Consider the following 13,214-nt stretch of genomic DNA (forward strand, 5'->3'; position numbering starts at 1 on the left):
ACTATACGTCGAGGTGGGTCGTTTTGACATGACCTGCGTCAAGCCCCTGATTTTGCTGGAGATAAGAGTTGGCATGATTGATGTAATAGCTCGGGCAGTCATTTGAAGCCACAGGCTCAGGAGTTGTTGCAATGCTCAATGCCGAACAACGTGCAATCATCAAGGCCACTGTCCCCCTGCTGGAAAGCGGCGGCGAAGCGCTGACCACCCACTTCTACAAGATGATGCTCAGCGAGTACCCGCAGGTGCGCCCGCTGTTCAACCAGGCCCACCAGGCCAGCGGTGACCAACCGCGCGCCCTGGCCAACGGCGTGCTGATGTATGCCCGCCATATCGACCAGCTGGAGCAGCTTGGCGGCCTGGTCGGCCAGATCATCAACAAGCACGTTGCCCTGCAGATTCTGCCGGAGCACTACCCTATCGTCGGCAGCTGCCTGCTGCGCGCCATCGAAGAAGTGCTGGGCAAGGAAATCGCCACCCCCGCCGTGATCGACGCCTGGGGCGCGGCCTATGGCCAGTTGGCCGACATCCTGATCGGCGCGGAAGAGAACCTCTATAAACAGAAGGAAGAAGCCGAAGGCGGCTGGCGCGGCACCCGCGAATTCCGCCTGGTGCGCCGTGAGCAGGAAAGCAGCGAAATCGTTTCGTTCTACTTTGCGCCGGTGGATGGCAAACCGGTGCTCAGGGCCGAGCCTGGCCAGTACATCGGCCTGAAGCTGGACATCGACGGCGCCGAGCAGCGCCGCAACTACTCCCTGTCGGCACTGTGCGACGGCAAGGAATACCGCATCAGCGTCAAGCGCGAGGCGGGTGGCAAGGTCTCCAACTACCTGCACGATGTGCTGGCGGTGGGCGATACCCTGCAGCTGTTCCCGCCGGCTGGCGATTTCACCCTGGCGGCGAGCGACAAGCCGCTGGTGCTGATCAGCGGTGGCGTGGGTATTACTCCGACCCTGCCAATGTTGCAGGCGGCGCTGCAAACCCAGCGTGAGGTGCATTTCATTCACTGCGCCCGTAACGGCGCCGTGCATGCCTTCCGCGCCTGGGTCGACGAGCTGGCCGAGCGTCACCCACAGCTCAAGCGCTTCTACTGCTATGCCGAACCGCATGATGATGCCGCGGCTGATGCCGTGGGCCTGCTGAGCGAGGACTTGCTGGCCGAGTGGCTGCCGCAAGAGCGAGACGTGGATGCCTACTTCCTCGGACCCAAGGGCTTCATGGCGGCGGTCAAGCGCCAGTTGAAGGGCCTGGGTGTGCCAGAGCAGCAGAGCCGCTACGAGTTCTTCGGGCCGGCGGCAGCGCTGGAGTGATGTAGCGCCTGCACTGGCCTCTTCGCGGGTAAACCCGCTCCCACAGGGACCGCACAGGTTTCAAACCTTGTGGGGATCTGTGGGAAATTTAGTGGTTTTCAACAAACCAGCCCCCACAGGGATCGCGCAGATTTCAATGCCTGCGCGATCCCTGTGGGAGCGGGTTTACCCGCGAAGAGGCCGGTACAGGCTTACATCGTATTCATCCCAGCCGCTGGGCCACACTTCACCTTCCTGCCTATATAAAGGAGAGATGAAAGCGGCTGTGCAGCTTTCATCTTTAATCCTCCTTTAATCACGGTATCCTTCACTCCCGGGTGTCGAGGGGCTTGCCCCTGCGCGGCACCCGGGCAGCCGCTTTTTTTGCCGCCCGGCGTTGAACCGACGTCGTTGCGGCCGGTCTCAGCCACACCGGATAGCCCTGCGCAGCGCTATCACGCCGCTTCCTCGGCACGCTCAAAGGCCCTGCACAGCGTGTAGACTTGCGCCAGGCAGGCGGATCACGCTGCCACTATCCATCGAAGGAACCGGCAATGAACGAACAAACATCGCGCCTGAATCGGGAACGGCGCTTTCTGGTACTGTTGGGCCTGATCTGCATTTCGCTGATCGGTGGCGCCCTCTACATGCAGATAGTCCTGGGCGAGGCACCATGCCCGCTGTGCATCCTGCAACGTTATGCGCTGTTGTTCATCGCCGTGTTTGCCTTCATCGCCGCGGCCATGCCCGGGCGCCGTAGCCTCACCTTCTTCGAGGCACTGGTGGTGCTCAGCGCCATCGGCGGAATCGTTGCGGCCGGCAACCATGTGTATATACTCGCCAACCCCATGGTCAGTTGCGGCATCGACACCTTGCAGCCGATCGTGGACGACCTGCCGCTGGCCAAGCTCTGGCCGCTGGTGTTCCAGGTCGACGGCTTCTGCAGCACGCCGTACCCGCCGATCCTCGGTCTGTCGCTGGCGCAATGGGCACTGGTGGCGTTCGTCCTTACGGCTGTACTGGTTCCGCTCGGGATCTATCGCAACCGACGCCAGGCTTAGACAAAAGTACCGAGTGGCATGTGGTCTTTTACGCCGCATGAGAAGAGGGGAAATTCGCTCACCGCTTGATCCAGATCAACCCGGAGGCCTTGCAGAATGCGGCTTTGGGGCCTATCAAGCGGGGTGCGACAAACTGTCGCGAAGTTGAATTTTTGAGCGGTATTGTTGCAGATTCTGTAAAGGACTGTTGCTCAATAAGTCATAGTCAAGGGTTGGCGACCTATCTACAATCGCCCCCAATTTCCGTTCGGCACTGCTTGCAAGTCGCAGGATTGAAGGAAGCCCCAGCGCTCCTTTTTGCTGACTTCGTCAAGTTTCGCCAAACGGCGATACCGGGCGGATCCCCCTCCGCGTTTTCCCGCACCAAATGGACTTGGTCTGAAGTACAGGCCTGTTGCCTACGAAACCATAAGCACCGCTAACCCGCTTGACGCCAAGGTCCTGCAGTCGGACCCCGGGCAGGAGCGAGTACGGGCGCGAAATGCCGCACTTGGCAGGACGAAGTGTTGGCTACCAAAACACAAATTGCATTGAAGCAAGCTGATCTAGAGGTCGTGAGATGAGTAAAAAGCGTTACCCCAGACTGTTTGGCATATTGCCCTTTTTAGGCATGCTTTTACTCAGTGGGTGCAACTGGACCCTGCTCGACCCGAAAGGTCAGGTCGGCATTGAGCAAAAGAACCTGATCCTGATCGCTACCGGCCTGATGCTGCTGGTGGTGATTCCTGTCATTATCATGACCGTGGTTTTCGCCTGGAAGTACCGTGCTTCCAACAAGGCTGCCACCTACACCCCCGACTGGTCGCACTCGACCAAGATCGAAGCCGCGGTGTGGATCATCCCGATCCTGATCATCATCGCCCTGGGCTACTTCACCTACCACTCCACCCACAAGCTGGACCCGTACCGTCCGCTGGATTCCGATGTGAAGCCGGTGCAGATCGACGTGGTCGCACTGGACTGGAAGTGGCTGTTCATTTACCCGGAGCAGGGCATTGCCACGGTCAACAAGATCGTCTTCCCGGCTAACACCCCGGTCAACTTCCGCGTCACTTCCGACGCCGTGATGAACTCGTTCTTCATCCCGGGCCTGGGCGGCCAGATCTACGCCATGGCCGGCATGACCACCAAGCTGCACCTGATCGCCAACGAAAACGGCGAGTTCGACGGTATCAGCGCCAACTACAGCGGTGCTGGCTTCACCGGCATGAAATTCAAGGCTACTGCCACCTCTCAGGAAGACTTCGACAAGTGGGTCGCCGAGGTCAAGCAGTCGCCGAAGAAGCTGGACAAGGCCGAATACGACGCCTTGGCCAAACCAAGCGAAAACAACCCGGTCGCGCTGTATAGCGAGGCTTCGCCTGACCAGTTCCAGCTGATCGTCGACAAGTACGAAGGCATGAACCGCGGTCGTCCGAGCCACGAAGAAGCAGGCAGCAAAGATCTGGCCACTACCAAGGGTGTGGAATCGAGTATGCAACCAGCTGCCGGTGCAGAGGAGTAAGAGATGTTCGGTAAACTAAGCCTGGAGGCGATACCCTATCACGAGCCGATAGTCATGGTGACGCTTGCCATGATCGCGCTCGGTGGTATCGCTGTCGTCGGTGCTATCACCTACTTCCGCAAGTGGACCTACTTGTGGAGCGAGTGGTTGACGACTGTCGACCACAAGAAAATCGGGGTGATGTACATCATCGTCGCGATGGTCATGCTGCTGCGCGGCTTTGCCGACGCCATCATGATGCGTACCCAGCTGGCTGCCGCTACCGGTGGCTCCGAAGGCTACCTGCCGCCTGAACACTATGACCAGATCTTCACCGCTCACGGTGTGATCATGATCATCTTCATGGCGATGCCGTTCTTCACCGGCCTGATGAACCTGGCGGTTCCTCTGCAGATCGGTGCTCGTGACGTTGCCTTCCCGTTCCTGAACTCCCTGAGCTTCTACCTGCTGCTGGCAGGCGTGCTGCTGGTCAACATCTCGCTGGGCGTTGGTGAATTCGCCAAGACCGGCTGGGTTGCCTATCCGCCGCTCGCGGGCATTCAGTACAGCCCTGGGGTGGGTGTCGACTACTACATCTGGGCGCTACAGCTCTCAGGCCTGGGTACGACGCTTACCGGCGTGAACTTCCTCGTCACCGTGATGAAGATGCGCGCACCTGGCATGAAACTGATGGACATGCCGATCTTCACCTGGACCTGCACCTGGGCCAACGTGCTGATCGTGGCTTCCTTCCCGATCCTGACCGCTGCACTCGCTCTGCTGACTGTTGACCGTTATCTGGACTTCCACATCTTCACCAACGAGCTTGGTGGGAACCCGATGATGTACGTCAACCTGTTCTGGGCGTGGGGTCACCCTGAGGTTTACATCCTGATCCTGCCGGCCTTCGGTGTGTTCTCGGAAGTTACCTCCACCTTCGCAGGCAAGCGTCTGTTCGGCCACCACTCGATGATCTACGCATCGGGCGCCATCGCCGTGCTGGGCTTCGCTGTATGGCTGCACCACTTCTTCACCATGGGTGCCGGCGCCAGCGTCAACACCTTCTTCGGCCTGGCGACGATGCTGATCTCCATTCCGACCGGTGTGAAGCTGTTCAACTGGCTGTTCACCATCTACCAGGGCCGTCTGCGCTTCACCGCGCCGATCATGTGGACCCTGGGCTTCATGATCACCTTCTCCATCGGTGGCATGACTGGTGTTCTGCTGGCTGTTCCAGGTGCTGACTTCGTGCTGCACAACAGCCTGTTCGTAATTGCTCACTTCCACAACGTGATCATCGGTGGTGCGGTATTCGGCTACATCGCCGGCTTCGCCTACTGGTTCCCGAAAGCCTTTGGTTTCACCCTGAACGAGAAGTGGGGCAAGGCTGCCTTCTGGTTCTGGATCTCGGGCTTCTACGTAGCGTTCATGCCGCTGTACGCCCTTGGCTTCATGGGCATGACTCGTCGTCTGAACCACTCCGACAACCCACTGTGGGAACCCTACCTGTACGTAGCCGTTGTCGGCGCCGTGCTGATCCTGTTCGGTATCGCCTGCCAGCTGATCCAGCTGTACGTATCGGTTCGCGACCGCAACCAGAACCTGGACGTGACCGGCGACCCATGGGGCGGCCGTACCCTGGAATGGTCGACTTCGTCGCCACCTCCGTTCTACAACTTCGCCCACATGCCTGAGAAGGTTGGCCTGGACGCCTGGCACGAAGCCAAGGAAGCCGGTGTTGCCTACAAGCCTGCGGCCAAGTACGAAGCGATCCACATGCCGAGCAACACCTCCACCGGTTTGTTCATGGGCCTGTTCCTGACCGTCTTCGGCTTCGCCTTCATCTGGCACATCTGGTGGCTGGTTGGCGCGAGCCTGGTTGCAACCATCGCTGTCTTCGTTCGCCACGCTGCGCGTGACGACCAGGGCTACATGGTTCCGGCCGAAGAAGTGGCGCGCATCGAAGGCGAGCGCATGAAAGCGCTGGCCAAAGCAGGTGCTCTGCCTGCCGGCGCACGTGTCGAATCGTTTGAGCGGGTGTAATCAATGTCCAGTCAAGTAATGCACGGTGCTGCTCATGGTCACGACCATGGGCATGACGACCACCACCACGACTCGGGCCAGATGACCGTACTCGGTTTCTGGCTGTACCTGATGACCGACTGCATCCTGTTTGCGTCGCTCTTCGCCACCTACGCGGTGCTGTCCGGCAGTTTTGCCGGCGGCCCGTCGGGTCATGACATCTTCCAGCTCGATTTCGTAGCTGTTGAAACGCTGTTCCTGCTGCTGTCCTCGATCACCTTCGGCTTCGCCATGCTGAAGATGTTCGACGGCAAGAAAGCTGGCGTACTGGGCTGGTTGGCTGTGACCTTCCTGTTCGGTGCAGGCTTCATCGCGATGGAAATCTACGAATTCCATCACCTGATCGCCGAGGGCTACGGCCCGAACCGCAGTGGTTTCCTGTCGGGCTTCTTCGCCCTGGTAGGTACCCACGGTCTGCACGTGACCGCCGGCCTGATCTGGATGGCAATCATGATGTACCAGATCAACAAGCACGGCATCACGCCGACCGCCAAGACCCGCATGAGCTGCCTGAGCCTGTTCTGGCACTTCCTGGACGTGGTCTGGATCTGCGTATTCACCGTCGTCTACCTGCTGGGAGTTCTGTAATGGCTAACGCACACGACACTCATCACGAAGGTAACCACGGCAGCGTCAAGTCGTACATGATCGGCTTCATCCTGTCGATCATCCTGACTGCGATCCCGTTCGGCCTGGCCATGTCGCCAAGCCTGCCGAAGAACCTGACCGTTCTGATCATTGTTGCCATGGCCGTGATCCAGGTAGTAGTGCACCTCGTGTACTTCCTGCACATGGACCGCTCGAAAGAGCAACGCAACAACGTTTCGACGTTCCTGTTCACCACCCTGGTGATCGCTCTGCTTGTCGGCCTGTCGCTGTGGATCATGTTCAGCATCCACTTCGAAATGTTGGCCAAGTGAGGTAAGACTGCATGTCCGTTAAGCACTTTATCCAAATCACCAAACCGGGGATCATTTTCGGTAACGTGCTTTCCGTGGCAGGCGGTTTCTTCCTTGCCTCGAAGGGCCATGTGGATTTCGCCCTGTTCCTGGCGGTGGTGATCGGTACTTCGCTGGTGGTTGCGTCCGGATGCGTGTTCAACAACTGCATCGACCGTGACATCGACCACAAGATGGAGCGCACCAAGAACCGCGTCATGGTCCAGGGCGGCATGTCGCTGCCCCTCGCGCTGATCTACGCCACCCTGCTCGGGGTGGCGGGTTTCAGCCTGCTGTATGTCCAGGCCAACCCGCTGTCGGCGTTCTGTGCGCTGATCGGCTTCATCGTCTACGTCGGTTTCTACAGCCTGTGGCTGAAGCGTAAATCGGTGCACGGCACCTTGGTCGGCAGCCTGTCTGGTGCCATGCCTCCGGTGATCGGCTATTGCGCCGTGAGCAACAGCTTCGACCTGGCTGCATTTACCCTGCTGGTGATGTTCAGCCTGTGGCAGATGCCGCACAGCTTCGCCATCGCGATCTTCCGCTTCAAGGATTACAGCGCTGCCAACATTCCGGTCCTGCCGGTGGCACGTGGCATCCTCGCGGCGAAGAAGCAGATCGTGCTGTACGTGCTGGCTTTCGTGCTCGCAACCCTGATGCTTACCCTCGGCGGTTACGCCGGCCTCGGCTATCTGGCCGTGGCAGCAGCCATGGGCCTGTACTGGCTGTACATGGCTTGGGCTGGCTACAAGGCCGAGGACGACAGCAAGTGGGCGCGCAAGGTGTTCGGCTTCTCCATCCTCACCGTCACTGCCCTGAGCGTGATGATGGGTGTGGACAGCCAGACCGCTGCGGACGTGCTGATGACATACGCACGCTGATACTGCTGCCTGTTTCACGAAAAAGCCCGGCCACTGTGCCGGGTTTTTTTATGGGCGTTTTTCTGTGCCGGCCTCGTTCGCGGGCTCGCCCGCGAAGAGGCCGGCACAACAGAATATAAATTTCTTATTTTCAAAAAATACATCTGAAAAGATCTATGAAAACAGGAAATTGTCATTTACAGGCATCCTGTATCGGCATTATCTTCTGATCCAGGCCGCCATATCGGCCAGCGTCGCTCGGACGGTTCCGGGCGCTTACGTACTCAGAGGAAGCCATGGCCAACCCAGGTTCGCCGCGTCGCTTTGCGCGCATCGATCGTCTCCCCCCTTACGTCTTCAACATCACTGCCGAGCTCAAGATGGCTGCCCGCCGCCGTGGCGAGGACATCATCGACCTGAGCATGGGCAACCCCGATGGCGCTACCCCACCGCACATCGTCGAGAAGCTGGTGCAGGTCGCCCAGCGTGAAGATACCCACGGCTACTCCACCTCTCGCGGCATCCCGCGCCTGCGTCGGGCCATCTCCAACTGGTACAAGGAACGCTACGAGGTCGACATCGACCCGGAAAGCGAAGCCATCGTCACCATCGGCTCGAAGGAAGGCCTGGCACACCTGATGCTGGCTACTCTCGACCAGGGCGACACGGTGCTGGTGCCCAACCCCAGCTACCCGATCCATATCTACGGGGCGGTGATCGCCGGTGCCCAGGTGCGTTCGGTACCGCTGGTGCCGGGCGTGGACTTTTTCAACGAACTCGAGCGGGCCATCCGCGAGTCGATCCCCAAGCCGAAGATGATGATCCTCGGCTTCCCGTCCAACCCCACCGCTCAGTGCGTGGAGCTGGACTTCTTCGAGCGCGTGGTGGCCCTGGCCAAGCAGTATGGAGTGCTGGTGGTCCATGACCTGGCCTATGCCGACATCGTCTACGACGGCTGGAAAGCCCCATCGATCATGCAGGTGCCGGGGGCCAAGGACATCGCGGTGGAGTTCTTCACCCTGTCCAAGAGCTACAACATGGCCGGCTGGCGGATCGGCTTCATGGTCGGCAACCCCGAGTTGGTCAGTGCCTTGGCGCGGATCAAGAGCTACCACGACTACGGCACCTTCACCCCGCTGCAGGTGGCTGCCATTGCAGCACTGGAAGGCGACCAGCAGTGCGTACGAGACATTGCCGAGCAATACCGCCAGCGCCGCAACCTGCTGGTGAAAGGGCTGCACGAACTGGGCTGGATGGTCGAGAACCCCAAGGCTTCGATGTACGTATGGGCGAAGATTCCGCCGGAGTATGCGCACCTGGGCTCGCTGGAGTTTTCCAAGAAACTGCTGGCCGAAGCCAAGGTTTGTGTGTCGCCGGGGATCGGTTTTGGTGATTATGGTGATGACCATGTGCGTTTTGCCCTGATCGAGAACCAGGATCGTATTCGCCAGGCGATTCGCGGGATCCGGCAGATGTTCCGGGCTGATGGCCTGACTCGTAAGTAAGCCCTCATGCCTACAGGTACGGCACATGCCGCACGGCCTGCGCCGTACCTGTAGGAGCACTTTCCTACTGCTCTACAGCTACCCGGAAAACTATTTTTCTGCACTCATTTCTCACTTCAGAGACTCGAAAGATGAGTGTCTTCACCGCCTATTTCTGCGGCACCGGTTCCCACCGCTTCGACGATGCCAACCCCAACTTCTGGAATGGTGAGCTGGTCTCGACCTTGGCCAGCAATGACCAGGGCCGCGAGTTCGCTCACTGGATTGCCGTTGACGGCCCCGGCAGCGGCAACCTGCAGGATGACAATCTGTTCGTCGAGCCCGGTGGTTATTTCAACTGGAGCGGCCAGTTGTTCGGCAGCGGCTGGGAAGAGAACGTCAACCATGTGCTGAAGGTGATCAAAGGCGAAAGCAGTTGGCAGCGCACCAAGCTGAGCGAGGAAGAATACGAGCGGCTGAAGCAGGCCGGTGTTCCGATCCCGGATGCCACCTCTACAGCTTCCTGGTTCTGGCGCACCTATGACTACGGCGAACGCCACCCGACGCCACAGGAGCTGCAAGAGCGCATCATCAACCTGTTCCGCAAGCCGCGCTTGCCGACCCGGGTGAACCTGGTGGGTTGGAGCAGGGGAGGGATCAGTTGTCACATGCTGGCCAACGCCATGGCGCAGGACCCTGTATTGCGGGACATACCTGTGAATATCTTCGCCATCGACCCGGTGCCGGGCATCGGTAACCTGCAAAGCCAGCGGGTAACCTTGGCGGGCAATGTCCGCGAGTATGTGGGTTTCTATTCGCGGGACGAGCGATCCAAAGGCTTTGCCTGCGTGATCCCTTCGGTCGAACCGAGTACACGGATATGCATCTACCCGATACCAGGCCGCCACGCCACGCTGGTGGGCAACGCCTCCATCGACGGTGCGAGTGATGGCAAGGTACTGGCGGAGCCGGGATTGATCGTTCGTCATTTTGCCGAGGTCTGCCTGACCCGCTGGGGTGTGCAACTGGACAGGCGCCTGTTCCTGAGCGACGAGCATTTGATGCGATATCACATGGTCATGGCCGCTGCAGAAGGGCGTTACAAGGCCATGCGTAGCGAGTCGTATACCGTACTTACCGAGGGCGAAGATGACGACCGCTTGGTGTATTGCGGCGAGACCTGCATTCACTTCAGCAAGGTGTGTGGTGATGGCTATGAGCCGACCGAGGGCCTTGGCCTGCAGCGCTGGGATGTCAACACCTACAAGGCATTACGCTGATTTGGATGGGCGGCCGGGGAAGTCATTGGTCGCCCGTGTTCAATTGCCGGATCAGCGGCAAATATTTTTTGCATTCCCCTCTATCCAGCCGCCCCGGCTTGGATTGAAAATGGCGCCGCGGGCCAGCCCCGATAACAACAACCTTCCCTCCGTGCCATCATGTCCGAATACAACCCTTGCCTTGACTGCGGCGCCTGCTGCGGGTACTTCCGTGTGTCCTTTTTCTGGGGCGAATGCCAGTCTGCCGGGGGCCTTGTACCGGACGACCTGGTGGTACAGATCAACCCCACCCGTGTTGCCATGATCGGCACCGATGCCAAACCCTGCCGCTGCATCAGCCTGCAGGGCGAGATCGGCCAGGAAGTGGCTTGCACCATCTACGCCAACCGTTCCAGCCCCTGCCGCGAGTTCGAGGCGTCGTGGGAGGGTGGGGTGCATAACCCCAGCTGCGACGATGCGCGGGCGGCGTATGGCCTGCCACCACTGACCCCGCCCGGGGCCAATGAGCCGCATTGGCCGGATAATGGGGCTGAGGTGGCCTGATCGTATTTCGTTAGCCTGTACCGGCCCTTTCGCGGGTGAACCCGCTCCCACAGGTATCACCGTACCCTGTAGGAGCGGGTTTACCCGCGAAAGGGCCATCAGCTGTAAGAAGATTCTGAACCTGAAACCAAATGCTTCAGGTTGCCAGGGATTAGGAATTATCCTACGGCCTCAGTCGGATGCCGTCTGATAGGCAAGTAGCTACCTCAGAGATAACGTTTCGGCGTCGTCACAATTGGCGATCGGGTGTGAGAAGCCCGGTGTTTCGAGATGGCTTGCCAGTTATGGCAGCCGTGCGCGTGCAGACTTCGGTCTGGCCGGTGCCTCGGACACTGGTCTTCTCACCTCGCGTACGGCTGCCACCTTATCTGTGAGAAGGATGCGAGTGGTTGCCTCTGAAAATATTTCCGAGATGACTATGAAAAAACTTGTACCTGATCCACCCGTTACAGACCTTACTTACCAAGCCGCGAAGTCCCAGGCTACCCAGGTCATGGACATTCTCTCCAACACCATCCTCCAATACCTCGACGCAGAAGCCCCGGACCTGCGTTCCACCCTTCTCGAAAACATGTCGACGCAAACTGCCCTGCTGCGCAGCAGCCCCGGGATGCTTGAACCGATCGCTTGACGTTAAACTGTCATCTCCCCAGCAATGGACAGGAGATCCGGCGTGACCCCACCCCGCAGTTTCCCCAGTGACCTCTGCCTCGACAGCCCGCGTCTGCAATTGCGCCCCATGCGCCATGCCGATGCCGCGCAATGGCTGGCGATCATGGCCGACCCCGAGGTCATGCGCTATTGGCACCATGCACCTTGGCAAGACCTGGCCGAAGCCGAAAGCGCCCTGGCCGCCGACCGCGAAGCCTATGCCAATGGTGACCAGCTCAAGCTTGGCATGTACCGCCGTGACAACGGCGAACTGATCGGTATGGTCCAGCTGTTCAACATCGACGATGTATCCCGCCGTGGTGAAATCGGCTACTGCCTGGCCAGCGCGGTGCAGGGCAGGGGTTACATGGACGAAGCACTGACCTGCTTCATCGATTACCTCGCCCACACCCTGCACATGCGCCGCCTGGAAGGCGAGATCGACCCGCGCAACCAAGGTTCGGCACGCACTCTGGAGCGCCAGGGCTTTGTGCTGGAAGGCACATTGCGTGCGCGTTGGTGCGTTGCCGGCGAGTTGTCCGATTCGGGTATTTATGGCCTTCTGCTTGAGCCCCCGGTTGCATAGGAAGTAAATCTCTTGCCAGTTTTCTACCTGAGCGCCAGCCTGCTGCTTTACCTGCTCGCACTGTTCTTCGACGGCGCGCTGATGAGCGGTGACCGCCACATGCCGGCCCTGCAGATGCTGTTGTACGGACCTTGGGGCATGCCCTTCGGGTTGTACCAGTGGTTTGCCAACCCGCTGCTGGCCCTGGCAATCCTTGCCCATCGACGCTTTCGTCGTCTGGCCTTGCTGGTCGGGCTGGTGGCTGTGTATCTGGCGGCCAGCAGCTTTGGAATTGACCGCCTGCCGGACAATCAGAGCTATGAGTTCCATGACCTGACCGGTTTTGGTGCCGGTTTCTACCTGTGGCTAGCGGCAATGGTGGTATTTTGCATGGGCCAGGCCTGGCATTGCTGGAGGGCACGCAGCGCCGACGACATGCCGGGCTGGAGCTGGCTGGATGTGGTGTTGATCGCGGCGCTTGGCGTGATGTTTTATGCGGCAACGCAGATGCCGTCGCTGCGCTTCGAGCCGGGCAAGGTGCTGATGCCGCCGGAACAGCCGCAGACGCTGTGATGCCCACAAGGAGAGTTTATGACCAAGCATTACCTGACGGGCCTGGCATTGGCCTGTGTGCTGCCGCTGGCCCAGGCGGATGACTACACGCCGGGATACGGGCAGTGCATGGACAAGGCGTCCAGTACCGTGGCCATGAGCGAGTGCATACGGGCCGAGACGCAGTTGCAGGACCAGCGTTTGAACCGGGTGTACAAGCAATTGATGGGCAAGCTGGATGCCGGGAAGCAGAAGAGCCTGCGTGATGTGCAGCGCAAGTGGCTTGCCTACCGCGATGGCAATTGCGGGTTCCATGCGCAGGCCAGTGGCGGGACCATGGCACAGCTGGAAGGTGGGTCCTGTGTGATGGACATGACCCGCGACCGGGCGGCGGAGCTGGAGCGGGTGCTCAGCCCTGGGCAGTGA

14 protein-coding genes are annotated in these 13,214 nt (G+C 59.6%); all 14 read left to right on the forward strand.

Annotated features, from left to right (window positions below; genetic code table 11):
- The first annotated feature begins 131 nt into the window (after window positions 1–131).
- The 14 genes from hmpA (at window position 132) to RR51_RS13810 (ending at window position 13,214) form a co-directional block, all read left to right on the forward strand.
- Window positions 132–1,310, forward strand: coding sequence for an NO-inducible flavohemoprotein (gene hmpA, locus RR51_RS13745; protein WP_039613828.1), 1,179 nt, complete (start codon window positions 132–134; stop codon window positions 1,308–1,310).
- Window positions 1,311–1,843: 533 nt separating this feature from the next.
- Window positions 1,844–2,350 carry a disulfide bond formation protein B gene (locus RR51_RS13750; RefSeq protein WP_039613829.1) on the forward strand — a complete coding sequence of 169 codons (507 nt, stop codon included), beginning with the start codon at window positions 1,844–1,846 and terminating at the stop codon, window positions 2,348–2,350.
- Window positions 2,351–2,909: 559 nt separating this feature from the next.
- Window positions 2,910–3,854: a ubiquinol oxidase subunit II gene (gene cyoA / locus RR51_RS13755; RefSeq protein WP_015268993.1), complete on the forward strand. Its 945-nt coding sequence runs from the start codon at window positions 2,910–2,912 to the stop codon at window positions 3,852–3,854.
- Window positions 3,855–3,857: 3 nt separating this feature from the next.
- Window positions 3,858–5,876 carry a cytochrome o ubiquinol oxidase subunit I gene (gene cyoB, locus RR51_RS13760; RefSeq protein WP_013970980.1) on the forward strand — a complete coding sequence of 673 codons (2,019 nt, stop codon included), beginning with the start codon at window positions 3,858–3,860 and terminating at the stop codon, window positions 5,874–5,876.
- Window positions 5,877–5,879: 3 nt separating this feature from the next.
- A complete protein-coding gene (gene cyoC / locus RR51_RS13765; RefSeq protein ID WP_023661242.1) occupies window positions 5,880–6,503 on the forward strand; it encodes a cytochrome o ubiquinol oxidase subunit III in 624 nt (207 codons plus the stop codon).
- Window positions 6,503–6,835, forward strand: coding sequence for a cytochrome o ubiquinol oxidase subunit IV (gene cyoD / locus RR51_RS13770; protein WP_003259128.1), 333 nt, complete (start codon window positions 6,503–6,505; stop codon window positions 6,833–6,835). The genes cyoC and cyoD overlap by 1 nt, the downstream gene beginning before the upstream one ends.
- Before the next feature lie 11 nt (window positions 6,836–6,846).
- Window positions 6,847–7,734 (forward strand): heme o synthase, encoded by an 888-nt coding sequence (gene cyoE, locus RR51_RS13775; protein WP_013970981.1) that lies wholly within the window; start codon window positions 6,847–6,849, stop codon window positions 7,732–7,734.
- A 275-nt stretch (window positions 7,735–8,009) separates the two neighbouring features.
- Entirely contained in the window at window positions 8,010–9,218 is a 1,209-nt protein-coding gene (gene alaC / locus RR51_RS13780) for an alanine transaminase (protein ID WP_013970982.1), read from the forward strand.
- A gap of 131 nt (window positions 9,219–9,349) precedes the next feature.
- Window positions 9,350–10,477: a hypothetical protein gene (locus RR51_RS13785; RefSeq protein ID WP_039613830.1), complete on the forward strand. Its 1,128-nt coding sequence runs from the start codon at window positions 9,350–9,352 to the stop codon at window positions 10,475–10,477.
- Between the two features lie 159 nt (window positions 10,478–10,636).
- Window positions 10,637–11,020 (forward strand): YkgJ family cysteine cluster protein, encoded by a 384-nt coding sequence (locus tag RR51_RS13790; protein ID WP_039613831.1) that lies wholly within the window; start codon window positions 10,637–10,639, stop codon window positions 11,018–11,020.
- A gap of 493 nt (window positions 11,021–11,513) precedes the next feature.
- On the forward strand, window positions 11,514–11,651 hold the full coding sequence (locus tag RR51_RS31215; protein ID WP_177328655.1) for a hypothetical protein: 138 nt from the start codon (window positions 11,514–11,516) through the stop codon (window positions 11,649–11,651).
- A gap of 42 nt (window positions 11,652–11,693) precedes the next feature.
- Complete coding sequence (locus RR51_RS13800) at window positions 11,694–12,257, forward strand: GNAT family N-acetyltransferase (protein ID WP_012270565.1); 564 nt, start codon at window positions 11,694–11,696, stop codon at window positions 12,255–12,257.
- Between the two features lie 12 nt (window positions 12,258–12,269).
- Window positions 12,270–12,809, forward strand: coding sequence for a hypothetical protein (locus RR51_RS13805; RefSeq protein WP_039613833.1), 540 nt, complete (start codon window positions 12,270–12,272; stop codon window positions 12,807–12,809).
- Window positions 12,810–12,827: 18 nt separating this feature from the next.
- The gene (locus RR51_RS13810) at window positions 12,828–13,214 is read left to right on the forward strand and encodes a lysozyme inhibitor LprI family protein (RefSeq protein ID WP_039613834.1); all 387 of its coding nucleotides are present in this window, start codon (window positions 12,828–12,830) and stop codon (window positions 13,212–13,214) included.

Origin of the sequence: Pseudomonas sp. C5pp, assembly GCF_000814065.1 — a bacterium.
Classification (GTDB): Bacteria; Pseudomonadota; Gammaproteobacteria; order Pseudomonadales; family Pseudomonadaceae; genus Aquipseudomonas; species Aquipseudomonas asiatica.

Coding starts and splice junctions, on each gene's coding strand:
- RR51_RS13750 (WP_039613829.1), top strand. CDS start 1,844: ATGAACGAACAAACATCGCGCCTGAATCGGGAACGGCGCTTTCTGGTA.
- RR51_RS13810 (WP_039613834.1), top strand. CDS start 12,828: ATGACCAAGCATTACCTGACGGGCCTGGCATTGGCCTGTGTGCTGCCG.
- cyoC (WP_023661242.1), top strand. CDS start 5,880: ATGTCCAGTCAAGTAATGCACGGTGCTGCTCATGGTCACGACCATGGG.
- cyoE (WP_013970981.1), top strand. CDS start 6,847: ATGTCCGTTAAGCACTTTATCCAAATCACCAAACCGGGGATCATTTTC.
- cyoB (WP_013970980.1), top strand. CDS start 3,858: ATGTTCGGTAAACTAAGCCTGGAGGCGATACCCTATCACGAGCCGATA.
- RR51_RS13785 (WP_039613830.1), top strand. CDS start 9,350: ATGAGTGTCTTCACCGCCTATTTCTGCGGCACCGGTTCCCACCGCTTC.
- RR51_RS31215 (WP_177328655.1), top strand. CDS start 11,514: ATGGACATTCTCTCCAACACCATCCTCCAATACCTCGACGCAGAAGCC.
- alaC (WP_013970982.1), top strand. CDS start 8,010: ATGGCCAACCCAGGTTCGCCGCGTCGCTTTGCGCGCATCGATCGTCTC.
- RR51_RS13790 (WP_039613831.1), top strand. CDS start 10,637: ATGTCCGAATACAACCCTTGCCTTGACTGCGGCGCCTGCTGCGGGTAC.
- cyoA (WP_015268993.1), top strand. CDS start 2,910: ATGAGTAAAAAGCGTTACCCCAGACTGTTTGGCATATTGCCCTTTTTA.
- cyoD (WP_003259128.1), top strand. CDS start 6,503: ATGGCTAACGCACACGACACTCATCACGAAGGTAACCACGGCAGCGTC.
- hmpA (WP_039613828.1), top strand. CDS start 132: ATGCTCAATGCCGAACAACGTGCAATCATCAAGGCCACTGTCCCCCTG.